Source organism: Spirosoma sp. KNUC1025 (genome assembly GCF_045160025.1).
In the GTDB taxonomy this organism is placed as follows: Bacteria; Bacteroidota; Bacteroidia; order Cytophagales; family Spirosomataceae; genus Spirosoma.
Genome location: NZ_CP087139.1, coordinates 4,075,841 through 4,095,377, shown reverse-complemented (window position 1 = coordinate 4,095,377; position 19,537 = coordinate 4,075,841). Strand labels below are relative to the sequence as shown.

Below are 19,537 nucleotides of genomic sequence, written 5' to 3'. Positions count from 1 at the left end.
AACTTATGTATACGGCGGTCGCGAAAATTGGCTTATTTACAAGTCGTCACAACCGTTGTACTGGCATTACTGGCCGTATTGGCGACAATGTATGCGGCCACTTCATCATCCCCGCAGACTTTGTTTTCAATCCGGCCTGTTTCTCCCTGTTGACCGTTTGTAATGGTTTCGCAGGCTTTACAGTCTTTCTTCTTGAAACTTCCACCTTCGCAGGATACAAAGCCTATGGCTATAACGACAGCCCATTTTAACAATTTCATCGTTAAGTACTGGATTTACATTAGATTCTATGCACCGTGACCTGTTGGTTACGTAGCGTACTACCGGAATCTAACTATTCTTATCGCTCAGCCTATACGGACAGTATGTCCTTCTCTTTGGCCACAAACGTATCATCAATGCGGGCAATGAAGGCGTCGGTTAGTTTCTGAACGCGTTCTTCACCCATTTTAATAGCATCTTCCGATACACCTTCTTTTACCAGTTTACGAATATCGTCGTTGGTGTCTTTACGGATATTGCGGACGTTGACCTTAGCTGTTTCAACCTCCTGCTTTACTTTTTTGACAAGGTCCCGACGACGTTCTTCAGTGAGGGGCGGAACACTCAACCGAATGATTTCGCCATCATTATTGGGAGCCAGACCGAGGTTCGAGTTGCGGATCGCCTTTTCAACTTCGCCAATGAGTTTCTTCTCGAAAGGCTTGATGGCAATGGTACGCGCGTCTGGAGTAACAATAGACGCTATGGTATTCAATGGCGACAGCATCCCATAATATTCAACCTGGATGCCCTCGAGCATGGCAGGACTAGCCTTTCCGGCCCGAATTTTGGTTAATTCGATGGACAAATGCTTAAGCGCTTTTTCCATCGTGTCTTTTGCATCGTCGAGAAATAGCTCGATCTCTTCCATTTTTTGATTATTGAATGATAGAATAATTGAATGATAGAATGATCGGATCGCTATCGCGATGAATTGTCGAACGAAGTAGACGTGCTACCACTCAACAATTCTATCATTCAATCATTTCAAGACAGTTTCGCCGTAATGAGTGTCCCGACGTTTTCTTCCCCCTTCACCAAACGGAGCAAACTTCCCTTGTCGTTCATATTAAAGACAATGATGGGCAAATTGTTTTCCTGACAAAGGGTAAAGGCCGTCAGGTCCATTACACTCAATTTCTTTTCGTAAACGTCATCGAAGGTGATGGTCGTATACCGGGTTGCCGTTTTGTCTTTCATGGGGTCGGCGGTATATACTCCGTCGACTTTGGTCCCCTTCAGTACTACGTCTGCCTCTACCTCGATTGCGCGAAGGGCAGCTGTTGAGTCTGTCGTAAAATATGGATTTCCGGTTCCAGCTCCAAAGATGACAACGCGGCCTTTCTCAAGATGACGGACGGCACGACGGCGCACATACGGCTCGCAAACCTGCTCCATCTTGATAGCCGACATTACGCGGGTATACATACCATGTTTTTCGAGTGAACTCTGAATAGCCATAGCATTGATAACGGTAGCCAGCATACCCATATAATCACCCTGTACACGGTCGATGCCAGACCGTTCGCCGGAGACACCCCGAAAGATATTGCCGCCCCCGATGACGATGGCCACCTGTACACCCAGGTCAACGACTTCTTTAATCTCTTTACTGTATTGTTCTAAGATTGCCGGATCAATATTATAGCCGGTTGGACCCGCCAAAGCCTCCCCGCTCAGTTTGAGCAGGATTCGTTTATACGTTGATTGCGATGTCATGAAGGGAAGTTTTGCGGGCAAAGATAGGGAAAAAGGCAGGAAGGCGGCAAGCTAAATTGGAGAAAGACGGAAAGGATCAAGCCGCCAGCCAAAGTTCCTTAAACCGCTTCAGATCGCGTTTCATAGCTGTAAACACTTCATTTTGAGACACTGACAACTTCGTCGCTCCGTGTTCGGCTCCACCTGCCGGGTACTCGATATGTAAAGTAACTGGTACACGTAACTGGCTTTTTTTAAGCAAGTTAAAGTACGTTTTAAAGTCGATCATCCCCTCACCCAGTGGTACGTCCTGCACGGTCCATTTGCCGGTTGTTTTCTTTTCCCAGCGAAAATCTTTTATCGTAAGGGCTTTTATCTGCGGCTGAAGCAATCGCAGTCCATTTGGCCAGGACTCTCCTCCCTCTACGGTTGCGTGCCGGATATCGTATTGAACACCCATACTTTCCGGCGCGGCTGTTTTTAGCATTTCCCAGATTTCCCAAACGGATGATCCTACCAGTAAACCCGCATGATTCTGATAGCAGCCCGTTAAGTTCAGGGTTTTGTTCAGCTCGCCAAGTGCCTTGATTTTACGCTGAAATACGAGAAGATCTTCGGGTATGGATTGCTTCGAATCGTACTGATACCACTTCATCCGGTACGTCCGAAAACCCAATCTGGAAGCAGTTTTTAGCAATAGGTTGTCAGCAGGGTTCGTTACGTCGCCGACGGCTGTGGTCATCAGATTTGGGGAAAGACCCGCTTTTTTCAGGGCTTCAGCGGCTTTTGGCAGTTGTTCCTCCACTCGTTCGGGGCTAACGTGACCATCGGGCCGCACAGTCAGATCCACACCCGCAAACCCCATGCTGACGGCGGCATCGGCCATGTCGGTATAATTCAGAAACTGCAGATGTTTTGAAAAAATATGCACATCGGGCAGTTCCGCATCAGCTGTGGCGAATGGTATCGACAGGGCCGATGACAACAATGGCAACGTACCGGCAGTAAGGGCAGTTTGCTTCAGAAAATGGCGACGGGAATATGGGTGTTCCATGGCAGTAAGCGCTTTGCTTACAAACCATGATTTACGCAAATTCTACCAATACCTGTCCTTTCTCAACCCGATCGCCTTTGGCAATACGTATGGATTTTATGGTTCCACTACCTGCGGCTTTCAGCATGTTTTCCATTTTCATGGCTTCCAACACCAGCAAACTATCACCCTTATTCACCTCGTTGCCTACCTCTACATTTATTCCAACAATCAGACCCGGCATCGGAGCCTTCAAATCATTCACCTTTGCATTGGCGGCACTGCTCATGCCCATTTTTTCGAGCAACAGATCGAAGCGATCTTTGAGCTGCACCTGATGAAGCTGACCATTAATTTTTAAAATAACGGATTTCTCTACGGCATTCATTTCTACGACTTCAGCCGTGTAAGAACGATTTTGATGCAGTATGTGAAAGGTCCGATCCGTTAGCTTTATCAGGTCCCACCGGAATGGCTCACCGTTGAGCACAGGATTTTCAGCAGAGAAGTCGACTGTAAATAACTGATTGTTAAGGGTTGTTGTGTACATGAAGATGTTTTTATTGCTACGTTACGTCAGCCTGTATCTGATGCACCGTATGTCGAAAGTTAGCCTTGTGCCAGATCTTACATAAACCCCGCGCCCCTAAGTTAAGTCGTCGCTATGACTTATTTACTAGCCAGATACCGAGTAAACAGATACCCATACCTGCGAACTGGGCGGTATATATGGTTTCGCCGTCGAGGAACCCCCAAAGCAGAGCCACTATAGGAATCAGGTACGTAACGGATGCCGCGAACAAAGGGGATGACAACTGCATGACCCGATTAAAAAAAATAGACATCAACCCCGAGCCAAATACGCCAAGTGTTACCAGTGCCCCTAACGACCATCGGTTTTGACTAGCGAGCACTCGATCCAGAAAATCCGTTGGCATCAGTGTGAGCAGGGCAATTGGCCCGGCAAAGGCAAACAGCCAGGCAGTTGACACAACTGCGGGTAAGTGCTTCAAATACCGACCAATAAGATTGGTATTTAGCCCATAACACAGCGTAGCCAATACGACCAGCAGAGCGTATCCGTTGATTTGAAACGAACCCGTTGCGCTAAAAAACACCAGCAACAAGGAGCCTGCCAGGCCAAGCAAAATACCAACCACCTGCCGGATTTTGAGCACTTGCCCGAAAAATACACCACCAATAATCAGTGTAAACAACGGACTGAGCGAATTCAATGCGCCAGCCAGTGAGCTATTTAAATGGACGCCCGCTTCAGCGAATAAAAAGGCAGGAATGACAAACCCAACGATGCCCGAAGCCAATAAGGCCACCCATCGGTGCCGGACCGCAGCCCGTACGTCGGCCTGACGGCTTTGCCCTGCCAGAAAGGGAGAAAAGAACAATAACGCAAACACCAGTCGCCCACCAGCTACCTGTTCCGGCTGAAAAGCGACCAGGCTTCGCTTAATCAGAATAAACGAACTACCCCACACGAGCGCCAGGCAGCAAAGCAGCACCCAGGCAAGCAAGGGGCGTTTTTGCGGCAAAACAACGGGCTCCTGGGTTGTCATAAAGGCGGGATTAGAAGTAAGCAGGAACGTAACGAGATGGTATCAGCAAGGGCGCATCAAGACATTGAGCCCAGCATGTTTTTATACCAGCTCAACACTATATTTCTCCTGAACCTCGTCCAGAATAGCCCCCACGTCGCTGTACGAGTCACTTGTGACGAGCTGCATCCGGTAAGGTTTGAAGTCGGGCAGGCCCTTAAAATAATTAGCGTAGTGGCGACGCATCTCGAATAGCCCGACAATTTCACCCTTCCAGCGAATCGAAAAGTCAAGATGCTGACGACAGACGGCTACCCGGTCAGCGATGGTTGGCGGAGGAAGGTGCTGCCCCGTTTGAGTGAAATGCTTAATCTCATTAAAAATCCAGGGGTAGCCAATACTAGCCCGACCAATCATGACACCATCGACACCGTACCGATTTTTGTATTCGAGGGCTTTTTCGGGCGAGTCGATATCGCCATTGCCGAAAATAGGAATCTGAATCCGCGAATTTTCTTTGATACGGCCAATCAGCGTCCAGTCAGCATCACCTTTATACATCTGAACGCGCGTCCGTCCATGAACCGTTAAGGCTTTGATACCAATATCCTGCAAGCGTTCGGCTACTTCACCAATGTTTTTTGTCTGCTCATCCCAGCCAAGCCGCGTTTTGACGGTTACGGGCAGATGAGTGGCTTTTACGACCGATTCGGTCATCCGAACCATTTTGGGAATATCCTGCAACAAAGCGGCTCCTGCGCCCCGGCAGGCAACATTTTTCACCGGGCAGCCATAATTAATATCAATCAGATCAGGATTGGCGCGGGTGGCAATACGGGCACATTCTCCCATCGTCTCCACATCAGAGCCAAAGAGCTGAATACCAATAGGTCGTTCATATTCGAAAATGTCGAGCTTCTGTACACTTTTCGCAGCATCCCGAATCAATCCCTCCGACGAGATAAATTCAGTGTACATCAAATCTGCGCCGTTGGCTTTGCAAACCGCCCGAAATGGCGGATCACTGACATCCTCCATAGGGGCCAGCAAAAGCGGAAAATCCGGGAGTTGTATATTGCCAATTGTTACCATATTCTACGTGTCGAATGCCTTACGTCCTTGAGTAATCCGTGAATATCCATTCTACAGTATACCGATTAAATGGCGCCAAGTACGTAATGAGCAATGCCTATTCTTTCATTTTAGCACAATCCAAAGTCGGAAATGGTTCCCTTATGGCGATTCTGCGAATGAGTGTGTAAATTTACGGGAAATATGCAACCCATCTATACGCCGGAAGGCTCCACATCGCGTCCTCCTACCCTTGGCGGACTGATTATGCTCCTTGGTTTTATCCTCATCGGGGGTGTTGTCAGCACATTGCTTCTCTTCGGTATTCTGGCTGTCAGCAAAGGCATGGGTCTGGAGCAGGCTCAAGTGTACCTGAGCGATCTGGCAGCGAATCCGGCCGCATCGCCCAATAGCTGGTACGAACTGATGATCCTTCAAGCCGTCAACCATTTAGGTACGTTTCTATTACCCGCGTTGCTGTATTGGTACGTAATAGAGCGACGTAGCTGGGAGCAGTTTAACTACAAACCGGTTTCGGCCGTGGCTGGCTTTGGCCTGGTTGCGCTGATCGTCATCGCCTTTATGCCGTTCGACGGGCTGATCATTGAATGGAATCAAAATCTCCACCTGCCCGAGACTCTGGCTCCTATCGAACAATGGATACGCGATAAAGAGAAAAATCTGGAAGGCATTACCAAATACCTGACAACCTTTCAGAATACCGGGCAACTGCTCATGGCAATGCTGGTGATTGCGGTGATCCCCGCTATTGGTGAAGAAGTCCTGTTTCGCGGCATACTTCAACGCAATTTCAGTTACTGGGCCGGTAATGCACACGTTGGCATCTGGTTGTCGGCGGCTCTGTTCAGTGCCATTCATGTACAGTTTCTGGGCTTCTTCCCGCGGATGCTGCTCGGAGCACTCTTCGGGTATTTATATTTCTGGTCGGGAAATTTGTGGGTGCCGATTCTGGCCCATTTTGTCAACAATGGGTTCACCGTGTTTATGGTCTATCTGTATCAGAAAAAATTAATTTCAATGGATATCGAAAGTACTGAGTCAGTACCCATAGTAAGCGCTCTGGTCGCCTTTGCCTGTACAGCAGGCATGTTGTATTATTTCAAAAAGGTAAATCAAATCCGTGTTTGAGAACAACAGAATCCGGTTCAGCATGAGCGGGCACAGGCCTCGCTTACAGCTAATCTCCCTTGTAACAGAACGCAATAAACCGAAGCCCATTAGCCATGAACGAAACCTGGGAATCCATCTACACAACACCCCTTCCCCATCGGGCAGAACTGGCAAAAGCCTTATTGCTCGAACATGATATTCCTGCCGTAGTTATAAACAGGCAAAGCAGTAGTTACCCCTCAATTGGGCTGGGCAAAAGCGAAGTTCACGTACTGACAAAAGACGCAATTCTGGCAAAAGTAATCTTAGAGAATGAAGCAACGTTTAGCTAACATGACGAACCTCCAGCAGCGGGTTATTGCAGCCGTCATTGGGGTTCCGTTTATTATTTTCATGATCTGGTACAATGCTTGGACATTTGCCTTACTCTTTTGCGTGATTAGTGCCCTGACCCAGCGGGAATTCTACCGATTATTGGGTCTCGATGGTTTCGAACCGCTTACCGCCTACGGTACGCTCGTCGGCGTTATGATTTGTGTGCTGGCTTATTTCATTGAAACCGATCAAATCAGTACGGGCCATTATTTTCTGATTTGTCCAGCCTCCTCAATGATTTTCCTGATAAAGCTGTACAAAAAACGGGACATGAAGCCGTTCACAAATATCGGTTTTACGTTTCTGGGTATCATATACGTAGCGATGCCGTTTGCGTTGCTTATCATTCTGGCGCTACGTGGCGGCAGTTTTCACCCCATGCTGATTACGGGCTGCCTGCTGCTGCTGTGGGCCAGCGACATTGGTGCTTATTTTGCCGGCACTAAATTTGGGCGTCGGAAACTCTTTGAACGAGTATCCCCAAAGAAATCCTGGGAAGGCGCACTGGGCGGAGCTGCAGCCGCGGCTACGGTAGCTCTGGGACTGGCTTTCTGGGCGCCTGAACTAAAGCCGTGGCAGTGGTACTGTGTGGGAGGAATTATTGTTGTAACAGGCACCTACGGCGACCTGGTTGAGTCGTTGTTCAAACGTAGCATCGCCATAAAAGACTCAGGTAGCAGCATTCCGGGGCACGGCGGTTTTCTTGACCGTTTCGATGGGCTTTTACTGGCGGCTCCCTTTATTATTACGTTTCTCAAGCTGTTTGCCTGAGGTCTGGAAGGTCAGGCGGATGGTGTTAAATTTCTTAAAATTCGGGTAACCGAAACCATATCTTGCCTTTTCCTCGTTTACTTTGTAGTATAGACAGGAGGTGTATGAAAAATTTGTTAACGTTAATCGGGTTCGTTCTAGTGTTATTTTTCCTGGGCGGATTATTCTCCACCGCACAGGCGCAAGGCCAGGAACGCCAGATTACGTTCACCGGATTCCTGACGGGTGGTCGTACCAATGAGCCACTTCCTGGTGCTTACATCTATATTCCGAAAGCTGGCCGTGGCGTTCTGTCGGCACCTAATGGCTATTTTGCGCTGCCCGTTTTCCCTGGCGACAGTATCATTTTTAGTTACGTTGGCTTCAAAACGCAGTATCACATTATCCCCAGCCGATTAACTGATCTTACGTATTCGGCGGTGGTAGCGTTGCAGGAGGACGTAAAAACGCTGGCGGAGGTTAAGGTCTATCCTTATGCAACGGAGGAGTTGTTTAAAGATGCCTTTGTGAATCTGAAGCTTCCTGATGAAAAAGAGCGCGAAAATCTGGCCAGAAATACCAGTCCGGAGGCTATCATGCGACAGGCCGCTACAATGCCGATGGGTGCCTTGGCCAACCACCAGAACTTTGTCAATCAGCAGTTTTTCGGGCGGGAGTCGGTCATTGGCCGAAGCCAGACCCCTACCTTCTCGTTTACGAACCCCTTTGCCTGGGCTAATTTTATCCGTTCCGTCAAACGCGGGGATTTCAAGAATAAGGAATGGCGTAATGAACTGAACAAAGCCCCCCGCGAAAACGTATCCCGGAAAGATATTTTACAGGATGGTAACTAACGTCTGACGTACCGTAAGCTAGGGTTTCCACTTCTGAAGTTTCATGGTTGACCCATCAAACACCCCATAGGTTTTCGCCGAAATCCACTCACCAATATTGACGTAGCGGCTCTCTGGATTAATTTCCAGATCGAGGGGTACGTGCCGATGTCCGAAAATGTAATAGTCGTGGTGATGTTCCTGCTCGATAGACCGACTATAATGGAATAACCATTCTGACTCAGGCCCATTCGATTTCATCTCGTCATAATGGCTCAATCGGCTCTGCTTCGACCAGGCGCTGGCTATCGAGATGCCAATGTCAGGATGCAGCCAGCGAAACAGTTTTCGAGCCAGCTTGTGTTCAAATACTACTTTGAGTTTCTTATAGGTAGCATCGCCCGGTCCAAGCCCATCCCCATGACCAATCAGAAACTGCTTATTTCCGATCATATATGTACGAGGCTGCCGATACACGGGAATACCCATTTCGTCGGTAAAGTAATTCGCCATCCACATATCATGGTTGCCTGTGAAGAGGATAACCCGTTGACCAGCATCTGTTAGCTCAGCCAGTTTACCCTGCAGGCGGACAAACCCTTTTGGTATGGTTTTTTTGTATTCAAACCAGAAATCAAAGATATCGCCCACCAGAAAAATCACTTCGGCATCTGTACGAATATGTTCTAACCAGTTTACAATTTGCTGTTCGCGCTGACGACTCTGAACAATATCAGGCGCACCAAGGTGGAAATCAGAAGCAAAATAAGCCTTGCGGCCAGGAGAAAGTGGAATGGTTTCGATAGCAGACATGAATGCGGTTATTCGGCTACAAAACTACGTAACGAACACGGTTATCGCACATAGTCGTTGTACTTTACCAGTATTTAGCCTTTAGCTCGATATAAATGCCTCCCAGTCGTATCGAATTTATATCAGACCAGGCAGCCGATGTAGCAAAAACATCGGAGTAGCTAAAATGGTATTTAAGAAAACGCTATTTTTGGGCTTTCTCCGAACATCTTATGAAAATCAAATCACTGATACTCGCTTTTCCTGTATTGTGTTTCGCCTGCAATAGTTCTAGTACGCCATCTGATCCAGCCAGCCAAATGGAAGCCAGCCCTATCCATGCCAAGCGGGTTACGGGTGTAAATATGCTTTCTGTCGATTTCAACTACGACGAACCCTGCAATATTCTGGGCGAAGAATATGTTCGCAATACGTTCAATCTTGACGAAAAAACCGAACTGGCCGAAGAACATATGCATGAAGGCTGTGCCTTCGAGTGGGGCGGCAATAAAGTAGTGGTTGCCTTTGGTGGCGAACGGCCCTTTGCGTCTGTTTATAAAGCTGAATATATATTTGATAAACTCTATCAGGGAGCCCCAGCGGCAACTGTTACAGCCCCTGTCGAAGAATCTGTAATGGCGGATTCATCGGAAGCAGGTCCAAAAACGGAAGGGACCAATGCAGAAGGGTCAGCGGCTGATTCAACGCACACCAATACGGATAACAAACATCCTGAACATGCTGGTGTGCCAGCGGCTACGCTCCCCCTTACCAAACCAGCCGTTACCAAAGGCAGTTATGAAGCCGTCCCCAACATTGGTGACAAAGCCGTTTGGAATTCATCGACCGGCGCCATGCACGTATTATACAACAACCACATCATTAGTGTTACGGTAGAAACGAAGGGCAAGGCCGAAGTTAAGAAAGAACAGGCAACCTCGCTGGCTGAAGTACTAATCGATAAAATTTCCGAGAACGAATATTTGAAGCGTCTGTAAGGCGACCGTCGTCCATACATGAGAAGAGGGCTGGAAATGATTTCCAGCCCTCTTCTCATGTATGGACGAAACCAGCATACTCAGAGTGGAATCTGCTCGAATACAACAGCCGGCTGATCGCTATTTTTGAAGGCTTTGCGTGGCCGGATGTTCAAGGTTTGAAACAGTTGCTGATCGGCATCCTCATTGGGATTGGGTGTCGTCAGAAGCTTGTCGCCAGCGAAAATAGAGTTGGCACCGGCTAAAAAGCACAACGCCTGCTCTTCGGTATTCATCCGAACCCGGCCAGCCGACAGACGTACCATTGCTTTTGGCATAATGATACGCGCCGTCGCAATCATACGTAACATTTCCCAAACCGATACCCGCGGCTGATCTTCGAGGGGTGTGCCTTCAACAGGTACCAGCGCATTGACGGGCACCGACTCCGGATGCTGTGGTAAGGTAGCCAGCGTGTGCAACATGCCGATACGGTCCTGCTCAGACTCGCCCATTCCGATAATTCCGCCTGAGCAAACCGATATTCCAGCTTTGCGGGCGTGGCCGAGGGTATCCAGCCGATCATCGTAAGTGCGGGTCGTGATGATGTCTCCGTAGAACTCTTCGCTCGTGTCCAGATTGTGGTTGTAGGCATACAAGCCGGCATCTTTGAGCTTTTGCGCCTGACTTTCAGTCAGCATACCCAGAGTGCAGCAAACTTCCAGCCCCATTTCGTTGACCCCCTGCACCATTTCGAGCACTTTGTCGAAATCACGGTTGTCACGTACTTCACGCCAGGCCGCGCCCATGCAGAAACGCGTACTACCCGTGTCTTTGGCACGCTGAGCCGCTGTCAATACCTCATCTACTTCCATCAGCTTATGCACCTTCACGCTGGTATGATACCGGGCCGCCTGCGGGCAGTATGCACAATCTTCGGGGCAGCCACCCGTTTTGACTGACAAAAGTGTGCAAACCTGCACCTCTTGTGGATCGTGATGCTGACGGTGCACAGTAGCCGCTCGATAGATCAGATCCAGAACAGGAGAATTATAGATGTCGGCAATTTCAGCGCGAGTCCAATCGGTACGTAGAACAGTCATAAGGTATACGTTCAAAAACAGTCCGTCATCGCGGACGTAATTCAAAAGTAGTTGATCGCCGTAAAATGGGCAAATAATAAACGTACTGGCTGTTGTCATATGAACAATCCGTAGATTCAGATCGCTGCATTCTCCCAGCCTTTGGGCATCTTTTGGAATAGCTGTTACCTACCAGGTCGAGCATACGATAACCAACTGATGCCATAAACGAACCAATTGTAGCCTCAAAGGAACCCGTTAGAAAGTCTCACTAACGGATAGAATTACACGCAGCTACTTTTGTCAGAGCAACTTTACTAAACCATTAACGGAAACCAATTACAATGAACCAGAAAACATCAGCCGCTTTTGTTGGCGCTTCATGGTTTGCCCTCGGAACAGGCATGTTCGGGTACCTGATCGGACTGTGGCGATCCGACATGCTATTGAATGAAAAAGGCTTTTATTTCACCGTCTTAATGTTCGGTCTTTTTGCCGTAGTATCTGTACAAAAAAGCGTTAGAGATCGGCTGGAAGGGCTCCCCGTAACGGATATATATTATGGAATCAGCTGGTTTTCAACAATCCTGTCCATTACACTTTTGACAATTGGTCTCTGGAATGCGACTTTGCTGCCCAGCGAAAAAGGCTTTTATGCCTTCGCTTTTCTACTTGCCTTATTCGGCGCTATCGCCGTTCAGAAAAATACCAGAGACAATCAGGAATCGCCAAAAACAGTGTAATCTATCCACTTCATACCGAGAGTAAGATTCAGTAAGTACCAGGTCAAACAGGTCAGGGTTCCGAATGTGACGTATCAGGTCGCTATTGGAATTTTGGCCTTTTTGTTTTATCGGATCTAATTTAATCCGCTGCATCAGTAAAAACCCAGTCGCTACGTCTATTAGTAGAAAGTACAACTCAACTGCTCATGGGTTCGCCGATGCGATTTTGCTCACTTACTACCCGGCACATACATACCTCAACTGTTCTTTTCAGGCTTATCTGTTTTATTTCTCTTACAGCTTTTCAGGCATGTATAAATCTGGAAGACATTAGCCTCCAGTCTACAAATGATATCCTGGTCGTAGACGGTACCCTGACCAACCGGGCTGAGCCACAGGTAATCAGGCTAAACCGATCACGGGCGGATCGGCTCTCCGGCCGGTTTCAGACGTTTCCTATTACTGGAGCAACCGTAGAAATAGTGGTGGATTCTTCGGAGCAGGTTACCTGTCATGAAACGCAGGATGGCAGCTATCAACTACCCAGCGATTTTAAAGGTCTGGTCAGCCATGCGTATCAGTTACGTTTTCAGTTAAGTGATGGAACGAGCTATATTTCGACGCAGCAGGTTATGCAGCCCATTCCGCCAATAACCACCGTGACTGCCCAGTTTAATCCAACCAGTCTGTCTTCATTACAATTAACCAATTATACAGCCGGCCATGATCTGTTTATTGACAGTCAGGACCCAGTAGAGCAGCACAATTATTATCGCTGGGAATGGCGGCTCTATGAACGTCAGTCGTGGTGCAAATCCTGTAGGCAGGGAACGTACTCCTATTACAAAGTGCTACCCGGCGTGTATAAAGATAAAGATTACTTTGTAACGGGGACTGAACCCTTCGAAGACTGCTTCACACCCCCATCCGGCATTTCGCAGGCTGACCCCAATGCGCCGGTGGTTCCTCAGGGAAACTGGATTTATGATTATCCCTGCCGAAATGCTTGCTGGGAAATTATTTACGGCTACGATCAGGTTGTGTTCGACGATGTTCACTCCAATGGCGGTTTGATTTCCCGAAAACCAGTGGCCCATATTCCTTTCTACGATTATCAGCCAGCCCTGGTTGATATCCGTCAATTATCGCTGACAGCGGATGCGTATCAGTACTATAAATTGTTTGCCGACCAGAATCAGCAATCAAGCGGTCTGGCCGACAGCCCACCCACTGCTTTAGGTGGTAATGTCCATCAGGTTGATCGTCCGCAGGTTGCCTTGGTAGGCTATTTTACCGTTTCGGCGGTTTCGCAGGTTCATTATTGGCTGGACCGCAAAGACACACAGGGGCTCGCCTATGGCGCCACAGGCTCTATCAATACGACGCCCCCAAAAGGCTCCTACGTAAATTCGGGTGATTACCTGTTCTATTCTCTCAATGGCCGTCAACCTAACCCTGAGCCCTCCCCGCCATTGGGCGAGCGGGAAAAAGCCAAGGTTCGACTATGGCCCAACGCCGACCGGCCCCCAACGGCTCCCTGTCTTCAAAGCGACAACCGGACGCCCTATAAACCAGAGGGCTGGCGCGACTAACGACTCGCACTAAACTAAACGTATCATAACTGGCTTGTTTGGGTTGTACGCGAAATAAACCGACTTGAAACCATAACTGACGACTGGCTAGAGCACGCTTGCCACAACGGCGCTACGTCTGATAAACCGGCTGCCCAACCAACTTAGGCTCGATGCTACCAGAAAGACGAAAAGAAACTTAAGGCTTACCGGCAGACTAACCCCTAAGAGGGCAAATTGAAGCCAAGTAACGAACGGATAATGAAGTATATAAATACCATAGGCATTGTCTGACAGGCTAGTCCAGCCAGCGGATGGTACGTTTATTTTTTGCTTAAAAAAACTCAGGCAGGCACTGATACTGGCCAGGCAACTCGCTACAAATACCAGGTCATACAGAAAGTACCCTTCAATGGCCGTTAGATTATGCTGCTTGACCTGGTTTTCTCCAAACGTCGAAACCGTGATTACCAATACGTAGTATGCTAGACTTAGAGCCAGCCAGAGCCACCAGACTTTACCGAACAGTTTACCATTCCTGAACAGGTATTGCTGCCAGTCCGTGGCTCCCAGGCAACTACCCAACAGAAAAAATAGCAGATAGAATAGTAGCCTGTTTAGTTGAAAATCAAAGGGCCCCCAATTACCTACCCAGGTGTATTGGCCCACCCATAAACTCAACGGGATCAAACTGAGCGCAAACAGGCCATAAATTACCGCACAAAAGTTAATAGGATGCCTGCTAAGGTTTGCCAACCCGTTCCCTACAGACGTAAAGAAATGGGGCCAAAACTTAAAAATAAGCCCTGCTATCCCATTAAAAGCGAGCAACAACCAGATAAACCAGGGCGGACCAGCAGGCCACTGCTGGTTGTGGATGTAATCAGTAGCAAACGGAATAAAGCCAGTTGAATGTGTCGACAGATAAAAAGAGGGCATGTAAGCTACCGGGATAAGCAACAGTTCGGCAATCAGAAAAGGGATGCCCAACCGAATAAATCGATCCGTTAAATACGTTTTTACGCCTTTTTTGTCAAGTCCACGATAAGCAAATAATCCGCTGATGAAAAACATGAGCGGCATAAAGAACAAATCATTAAAGCCAATGAATCTATCCATGCCCAACCATCGACTGCCATCAACGACTGGAGCTGTCGACCGGATATAATGCGCCGGGTTAAAATAGGCGAAGGTGGGATACGCTAAAGCCGCATGATGCGCAACAACCAATAAGGTAATAAACGAACGTAAATAGTCAAGCCAAACAGCCCGCGCCTTACTGGTTTTCATAAAAGAGAATCATTATGTATCCTAATGAGACAAAAAATAGAGTGACGCTGCATCTATCCTCAAAATATCTTAGCCTCCTGTTTCATTTTAGCAAGGAGTATTTTTGTTGATTGGCTCCGGTAACTAATTCCTGATATACCAAAACATAAAGTGCATATTAGCGAACTATTTTATATTTTCTTTCACTAAAGACGCTATATAAACTACCCATATTAAGCAGCAAAAGGATACATCTGCGCAGAAAATCAACGCTTAATAAATATAAAACAAAAAGAGCATAGTAAATAAAATTTGATTTTACCTTTCAAGTCAATACGTACTGAATATATAACATATGTAACTAATATTTTTCTATATAACAATATGAATATTAATTAATTTTTAATGATAAAGTATAAGCTTAAAAATAAGGAACAGATGTCGTTGTACTTGATAATATAATTGAATACAGTTGTGTAAAAAAAATAAATAAACTGTAAAAACTTTTATTATTAATTAGATACCTATGAATAATGTGTAATTACTCATGTATCTAATTATATAAGCAACACATTCACTCACTGTTCAACGTAAGATGAAAATGAAAGACAATTACGTAAAAGATGTAAGTATCAGTTCTGCAGAATTGGAATTATTGCATGCTTCATTAAATAGCAAGAGCCTTCAATTAGTTCTAAAACGGATCTTTGACATAGTTTTTTCAGCTATGATCATTATGATTACCTCGCCCGTAATGTTGTTAACAGCTCTGCTAATTAAGATTACGTCTAAGGGACCAGTATTATATAGTCAATACAGAGTAGGTTTAAATGGACACCATTTCAAATGTTACAAATTTCGCTCTATGAACTATAATAATTCAGTGATAAATAGTAAACATACTGACGTAATATTAAGTGAGTCAACTGGAATTATTAAAAAAAGCAAAAATGATAGTCGTATAACCTCCGTTGGTAAAATAATTCGTAAATCAAGTATCGATGAACTGCCTCAATTTTTCAACGTACTGAAAGGTGATATGAGCGTAATTGGACCCAGACCGTTGGTACCTTCTATGCTAACACATTATCCACAATTTTATAACGTACGGTGCTTGATTAAACCGGGTATTTCTGGACTATGGCAAATTAGGGACAGAGAGCATAATACAAGTGCTGAATTTATGTTTGTACATGATACCGAATATTTAAAAAAATTCAATTTATTACTAGACCTAAAAATAATTTTCATTACACCGATTAGCGTAATTTCTGGCAAAGGAGCCTATTAGTCAATTTCGATTGGGAGACAGTGATTAAAGCAACCAATTAAATTTATGAAAGGAGACAAAAAGAAATTTTTATTAATCGGTAACTATTTCTTTCCAGAATTAACCGGTATTGGGAAATATAACGGTGAGATGATAGACTGGCTATCTAAAAACGGATATCAATGTACTGCGGTTGTACCGTATCCATATTCTCCATACTGGCGTATACATTCAACAAATTATTATAGGTCATATTGGTATAAGAAGGAGTTAAAAAAAATGGATCATTCTGCACCCGCAATTATTTATCGCTGTCCACACTTTGTGCCCTCAATACCAACGGGCCTGAAGCGGGTAATTTCTGATTTGTCGTTCGTTATTAGTTCTTTATGTCAGGTAATATATTTAATGGCGTTTAGAAAGTATGATTACGTCATTGTGATATCGCCCTGCTTTTTACTTGGCTTTTCTGGGTTATTAATTAGATTATTTAAGAACACAAAATTTATATACCACATTCAGGACCTGCAAGTAGACACGGCCCATGAGTTAGGCATGATCCGATGGAAACCCTTTATTAAGTTAATGTTTAGATGTGAATTAGCTATTTTAAAAAATGCAGATTATGTAAGTAGTATCTCAGATGGGATGATAAAGAAAATAAAACAAAAATATGATCGACCTGTGATTTTATTCCCAAACTGGGTTAATACGGATATAATCTATCCAGTTAAAGAAAAAATTTCCATAAAGAACAAATTAAACATTCCATTAGACCGGAAGATAGTTCTTTATTCAGGCGCAATAGGTGAGAAACAGGGCTTAAAGGATTTACTTGACGTAGCGAGTAATTTACACTTCCGTAAAGATATAAATTTTATAATCTGTAGCTCAGGTCCTTATTTTAACAAACTTAAAAAGACCGTCCAAGACTTAAAGCTCGATAATATAAGTTTTATTCATTTGCTACCTATTGAAAAGTATAATGAATTATTAAACATTGCCGATATACACTTAGTGTTGCAGAGAAGTAATGCTAATGATTTAGTTATGCCATCGAAACTAACAAGTATCTTATCAGCTGGTGGATTGGCTATAGTGACAGCAACTGCAACAACAAGTTTACATAATCTTATTTCTAATCACAAAATAGGATATATTATTGAACAGGAAAACGTAAAAGCGCTTACAACTTCGATTGTAGAGATAATAGACACCGATCCTATTGAGATTAAGAAGAATGCGCGTGAGTTTGCCCTAAAGTATCTAGATATAAATATCGTCATTAGCAATTTTCTTTCGCAGGTTATGAGCGTATCATAGAATAATATAAGTGCTTTATTCTGCCCGGAGTTTTATTGAAACAAATATGCAAGACCTAAGTAAATTCAATGTCCCCAAAAATTTTCGTGGCCGTTCAGGTTGGTACGTACAACTCTGGTGGATAGTACGATCAATGATGTTTTATACATCTCCGCAACTATTTTATGCCTGGAGACGATTTATACTAAGGATATTTGGCGCTAAAATTGGCAAGAATGTAAATATTCGTCCTTCCGCTCAAATCCTATACCCCTGGAAATTAACTATTGGCGATTATAGCTGGATTGGCGAAGATGTCAATCTATACAATTTAGATGAAATTGTTATTGGTAACGATGTAGTTATATCTCAAAAAAGTTATTTATGTACAGGGTCACACGATTATTTAAGTGAAAATTTTCGTATCGATATAAGCCCAATACTCATTGAAGATAAATGCTGGCTAGCAACGGATGTTTTTGTAGCGCCGGGTGTAACAATTGGCTATGGTAGTGTGATCGGTGCAAGATCATCTGTTTTTAAATCCATTCCAGCCAATAAAGTTTGTTTTGGTTCTCCGGCCCGGCCATTAAAAAACAGAGTGGTCAAAGAGGTCTCGGTAGCCGAACGTAACAGGTGATGAATTGTGCCTGAATTTTCTTGTCATTCTGCTTAGAAAAGTGCATACACACCTAAGCATCTGTTTGGAAATTAAAGGCTGAGCGTCGAGCCATTTTTGTAACAACTAACATGTAAAACAATTACCAAAGAGTGCATCCCACTGACCGACGCCCAGTGGGATGCAATTTCTCCTTTTTACGACTTGATCGTCAGCGAACTCATGATTTACGACAGATTGTAAACAGTATTTTGTGACTGCTACCCACAGGGGGCCAATGGCGCAATCTGCCTACCGAGTAACCTAATTGGCAAACCTTTTATTATTGTTTCAGACGTTGGAAACAAAATGGATTTGTTAAGCAAATCAATCTGGCTGTAAATCAACTTAACCGTAAGCGCGTCGGTAAAGAAGCATATCCATCTGTAGTATGTATTGATTCGTAGCCCGGGTCGCCAGAGCGGTGTTAAGTTGGCACCGATGTCTCGAGGCTAATAAATGAGAAGATGCGGGGCCGCACGGGCGGCCACAAAAGGCAACTCTTCGTTAACACCCAAGGGCGTTTAGGGCTACCAGATGTCCAAGCTGCAAATCCTGCGGATGGTCCTTCAGCCGTACCGCTGGTTAGTGACTTACTTTGGCAAGTTAGGAAGCGTTTGGTGAAAGTCTATGGTGATCAATCTTATAATGGCGTGTTCGCTCAAGAGTTGGCTAAATGGAGCCTTGATTTAGAAAAAGCGTCTCGCCCTGAATCAGTTCGGGGCTTTGTAGCGGTGGCCAAGGGGTAGGTAATGGAACGGAACATTGCTTGGACGAAGCGCACGGGCGCCCCCGTAATCCGAAGGATTGTCAAAGATTATGACTATACAATATCATCTAAGGAAGTCAAACTAACATACTATGGTCCTGACTTACAGCCTCTCGGAAGCAGATTATTTGGCACAGCAACTTTTTGTGGCGTCTAATAACGAACGAGTACGAAAATATAGGCAACGAAATCGGATCATTTGGCCAATAGCGTTTTTAGGCTTGGGATTGGCTTTTTATTCCTACAATAGTACGTTCCTGGCGTATTATTTTTTAGGCTTTTCACTCCTCTATTTTTTCTTTTATCCTGCCTATTCAAAATGGTTCTACAAAAGGTTTTACAGAAAAAATCTGATAGAAGCTTACAAAAATCGCTTTAATAAACAGTTTACTGTAGATATTAATCCTGAGGGCTTATTAATTTCCGATCACACCGGAGAAACAAACGTACTAATCTCAGAAATCGAACGAATAGATGAAATAGCTGACTATATTTTCCCGAAATTCAAATCAGGTTCAACCTTCATAATTCCAAAATCTAAAGTTGATCAGTTGGATGCACTCATTCAGGAATTGAAAGAAATTGCTGCCCAGCAAAACATCATATATTCCGAGAACCTATTTTGGGAATGGAAATGAT

The 19,537-nt window shown here is 45.2% G+C and carries 21 protein-coding genes; 11 read left to right on the top strand and 10 right to left on the bottom strand.

The genetic code is table 11. The annotated features are described in order from the left end of the window. Positions 1-32: 32 nt before the first annotated feature. From LN737_RS17860 to dusB, 7 genes are all read right to left on the bottom strand, one after another. A complete protein-coding gene (locus LN737_RS17860; protein ID WP_405511160.1) occupies positions 33-260 on the bottom strand; it encodes a hypothetical protein in 228 nt (75 codons plus the stop codon). A gap of 92 nt (positions 261-352) precedes the next feature. Beyond that, entirely contained in the window at positions 353-913 is a 561-nt protein-coding gene (gene frr / locus LN737_RS17855) for a ribosome recycling factor (protein ID WP_405511159.1), read from the bottom strand. 116 nt (positions 914-1,029) lie between these two features. Further along, on the bottom strand, positions 1,030-1,761 hold the full coding sequence (gene pyrH, locus LN737_RS17850) for a UMP kinase (protein WP_405511158.1): 732 nt from the start codon (positions 1,759-1,761) through the stop codon (positions 1,030-1,032). A gap of 76 nt (positions 1,762-1,837) precedes the next feature. Beyond that, positions 1,838-2,794 carry a sugar phosphate isomerase/epimerase gene (locus tag LN737_RS17845; protein ID WP_405511157.1) on the bottom strand — a complete coding sequence of 319 codons (957 nt, stop codon included), beginning with the start codon at positions 2,792-2,794 and terminating at the stop codon, positions 1,838-1,840. 31 nt (positions 2,795-2,825) lie between these two features. Continuing rightward, a complete protein-coding gene (locus tag LN737_RS17840; RefSeq protein WP_405511156.1) occupies positions 2,826-3,323 on the bottom strand; it encodes a biotin/lipoyl-containing protein in 498 nt (165 codons plus the stop codon). 112 nt (positions 3,324-3,435) lie between these two features. After that, entirely contained in the window at positions 3,436-4,344 is a 909-nt protein-coding gene (locus tag LN737_RS17835) for a DMT family transporter (protein ID WP_405511155.1), read from the bottom strand. Between the two features lie 81 nt (positions 4,345-4,425). Beyond that, positions 4,426-5,415 carry a tRNA dihydrouridine synthase DusB gene (gene dusB, locus LN737_RS17830; RefSeq protein WP_405511154.1) on the bottom strand — a complete coding sequence of 330 codons (990 nt, stop codon included), beginning with the start codon at positions 5,413-5,415 and terminating at the stop codon, positions 4,426-4,428. Positions 5,416-5,661: 246 nt separating this feature from the next. On the opposite strand from dusB, the gene LN737_RS17825 reads away from it, so the two are divergent. From LN737_RS17825 to LN737_RS17810, 4 genes are all read left to right on the top strand, one after another. Beyond that, on the top strand, positions 5,662-6,543 hold the full coding sequence (locus LN737_RS17825) for a CPBP family intramembrane glutamic endopeptidase (RefSeq protein WP_405520439.1): 882 nt from the start codon (positions 5,662-5,664) through the stop codon (positions 6,541-6,543). A gap of 95 nt (positions 6,544-6,638) precedes the next feature. After that, entirely contained in the window at positions 6,639-6,857 is a 219-nt protein-coding gene (locus tag LN737_RS17820; RefSeq protein WP_405511153.1) for a putative signal transducing protein, read from the top strand. Then, a complete protein-coding gene (locus LN737_RS17815) occupies positions 6,838-7,671 on the top strand; it encodes a phosphatidate cytidylyltransferase (RefSeq protein ID WP_405511151.1) in 834 nt (277 codons plus the stop codon). The genes LN737_RS17820 and LN737_RS17815 overlap by 20 nt, the downstream gene beginning before the upstream one ends. A 104-nt stretch (positions 7,672-7,775) precedes the next feature. Beyond that, positions 7,776-8,504, top strand: a complete 729-nt coding sequence (locus LN737_RS17810) for a carboxypeptidase-like regulatory domain-containing protein (protein ID WP_405511150.1) — start codon at positions 7,776-7,778, stop codon at positions 8,502-8,504. Positions 8,505-8,522: 18 nt separating this feature from the next. On the opposite strand, the gene LN737_RS17805 is transcribed toward LN737_RS17810, so the two are convergent. After that, a complete protein-coding gene (locus tag LN737_RS17805) occupies positions 8,523-9,296 on the bottom strand; it encodes a UDP-2,3-diacylglucosamine diphosphatase (RefSeq protein ID WP_405511149.1) in 774 nt (257 codons plus the stop codon). 212 nt (positions 9,297-9,508) lie between these two features. Here LN737_RS17805 and LN737_RS17800 point away from each other — a divergent pair, with 212 nt between their 5' ends. Further along, the gene (locus LN737_RS17800; RefSeq protein ID WP_405511148.1) at positions 9,509-10,273 is read left to right on the top strand and encodes a hypothetical protein; all 765 of its coding nucleotides are present in this window, start codon (positions 9,509-9,511) and stop codon (positions 10,271-10,273) included. Positions 10,274-10,353: 80 nt separating this feature from the next. Here the strand turns inward: LN737_RS17800 and bioB are convergent, their stop codons facing one another. After that, positions 10,354-11,355, bottom strand: a complete 1,002-nt coding sequence (gene bioB / locus LN737_RS17795; protein ID WP_405511147.1) for a biotin synthase BioB — start codon at positions 11,353-11,355, stop codon at positions 10,354-10,356. Positions 11,356-11,678: 323 nt separating this feature from the next. Here bioB and yiaA point away from each other — a divergent pair, with 323 nt between their 5' ends. After that, positions 11,679-12,077: an inner membrane protein YiaA gene (gene yiaA, locus LN737_RS17790; RefSeq protein ID WP_405511145.1), complete on the top strand. Its 399-nt coding sequence runs from the start codon at positions 11,679-11,681 to the stop codon at positions 12,075-12,077. Between the two features lie 188 nt (positions 12,078-12,265). After that, positions 12,266-13,651, top strand: a complete 1,386-nt coding sequence (locus tag LN737_RS17785; RefSeq protein WP_405511144.1) for a DUF4249 domain-containing protein — start codon at positions 12,266-12,268, stop codon at positions 13,649-13,651. 87 nt (positions 13,652-13,738) lie between these two features. On the opposite strand, the gene LN737_RS17780 is transcribed toward LN737_RS17785, so the two are convergent. After that, positions 13,739-14,920, bottom strand: a complete 1,182-nt coding sequence (locus tag LN737_RS17780) for an acyltransferase (RefSeq protein ID WP_405511143.1) — start codon at positions 14,918-14,920, stop codon at positions 13,739-13,741. 574 nt (positions 14,921-15,494) lie between these two features. Here LN737_RS17780 and LN737_RS17775 point away from each other — a divergent pair. The 4 genes from LN737_RS17775 (at position 15,495) to LN737_RS17760 (ending at position 19,536) form a co-directional block, all read left to right on the top strand. Beyond that, positions 15,495-16,190, top strand: coding sequence for a sugar transferase (locus tag LN737_RS17775; protein ID WP_405511142.1), 696 nt, complete (start codon positions 15,495-15,497; stop codon positions 16,188-16,190). 45 nt (positions 16,191-16,235) lie between these two features. Further along, complete coding sequence (locus tag LN737_RS17770) at positions 16,236-17,492, top strand: WcaI family glycosyltransferase (protein WP_405511141.1); 1,257 nt, start codon at positions 16,236-16,238, stop codon at positions 17,490-17,492. Between the two features lie 46 nt (positions 17,493-17,538). Further along, positions 17,539-18,111, top strand: coding sequence for a putative colanic acid biosynthesis acetyltransferase (locus LN737_RS17765; RefSeq protein ID WP_405511140.1), 573 nt, complete (start codon positions 17,539-17,541; stop codon positions 18,109-18,111). An 879-nt stretch (positions 18,112-18,990) separates the two neighbouring features. Beyond that, on the top strand, positions 18,991-19,536 hold the full coding sequence (locus LN737_RS17760) for a hypothetical protein (protein WP_405511139.1): 546 nt from the start codon (positions 18,991-18,993) through the stop codon (positions 19,534-19,536). Position 19,537 lies beyond the last annotated feature (1 nt).

Coding starts and splice junctions, on each gene's coding strand:
- LN737_RS17815 (WP_405511151.1), top strand. CDS start 6,838: ATGAAGCAACGTTTAGCTAACATGACGAACCTCCAGCAGCGGGTTATT.
- LN737_RS17780 (WP_405511143.1), bottom strand. CDS start 14,920: ATGAAAACCAGTAAGGCGCGGGCTGTTTGGCTTGACTATTTACGTTCG.
- LN737_RS17805 (WP_405511149.1), bottom strand. CDS start 9,296: ATGTCTGCTATCGAAACCATTCCACTTTCTCCTGGCCGCAAGGCTTAT.
- LN737_RS17845 (WP_405511157.1), bottom strand. CDS start 2,794: ATGGAACACCCATATTCCCGTCGCCATTTTCTGAAGCAAACTGCCCTT.
- LN737_RS17770 (WP_405511141.1), top strand. CDS start 16,236: ATGAAAGGAGACAAAAAGAAATTTTTATTAATCGGTAACTATTTCTTT.
- bioB (WP_405511147.1), bottom strand. CDS start 11,355: ATGACTGTTCTACGTACCGATTGGACTCGCGCTGAAATTGCCGACATC.
- LN737_RS17760 (WP_405511139.1), top strand. CDS start 18,991: ATGGTCCTGACTTACAGCCTCTCGGAAGCAGATTATTTGGCACAGCAA.
- LN737_RS17785 (WP_405511144.1), top strand. CDS start 12,266: ATGGGTTCGCCGATGCGATTTTGCTCACTTACTACCCGGCACATACAT.
- LN737_RS17835 (WP_405511155.1), bottom strand. CDS start 4,344: ATGACAACCCAGGAGCCCGTTGTTTTGCCGCAAAAACGCCCCTTGCTT.
- dusB (WP_405511154.1), bottom strand. CDS start 5,415: ATGGTAACAATTGGCAATATACAACTCCCGGATTTTCCGCTTTTGCTG.
- pyrH (WP_405511158.1), bottom strand. CDS start 1,761: ATGACATCGCAATCAACGTATAAACGAATCCTGCTCAAACTGAGCGGG.
- LN737_RS17860 (WP_405511160.1), bottom strand. CDS start 260: ATGAAATTGTTAAAATGGGCTGTCGTTATAGCCATAGGCTTTGTATCC.
- LN737_RS17820 (WP_405511153.1), top strand. CDS start 6,639: ATGAACGAAACCTGGGAATCCATCTACACAACACCCCTTCCCCATCGG.
- yiaA (WP_405511145.1), top strand. CDS start 11,679: ATGAACCAGAAAACATCAGCCGCTTTTGTTGGCGCTTCATGGTTTGCC.
- LN737_RS17825 (WP_405520439.1), top strand. CDS start 5,662: ATGCTCCTTGGTTTTATCCTCATCGGGGGTGTTGTCAGCACATTGCTT.
- LN737_RS17810 (WP_405511150.1), top strand. CDS start 7,776: ATGAAAAATTTGTTAACGTTAATCGGGTTCGTTCTAGTGTTATTTTTC.
- LN737_RS17775 (WP_405511142.1), top strand. CDS start 15,495: ATGAAAATGAAAGACAATTACGTAAAAGATGTAAGTATCAGTTCTGCA.
- LN737_RS17840 (WP_405511156.1), bottom strand. CDS start 3,323: ATGTACACAACAACCCTTAACAATCAGTTATTTACAGTCGACTTCTCT.
- frr (WP_405511159.1), bottom strand. CDS start 913: ATGGAAGAGATCGAGCTATTTCTCGACGATGCAAAAGACACGATGGAA.
- LN737_RS17800 (WP_405511148.1), top strand. CDS start 9,509: ATGAAAATCAAATCACTGATACTCGCTTTTCCTGTATTGTGTTTCGCC.
- LN737_RS17765 (WP_405511140.1), top strand. CDS start 17,539: ATGCAAGACCTAAGTAAATTCAATGTCCCCAAAAATTTTCGTGGCCGT.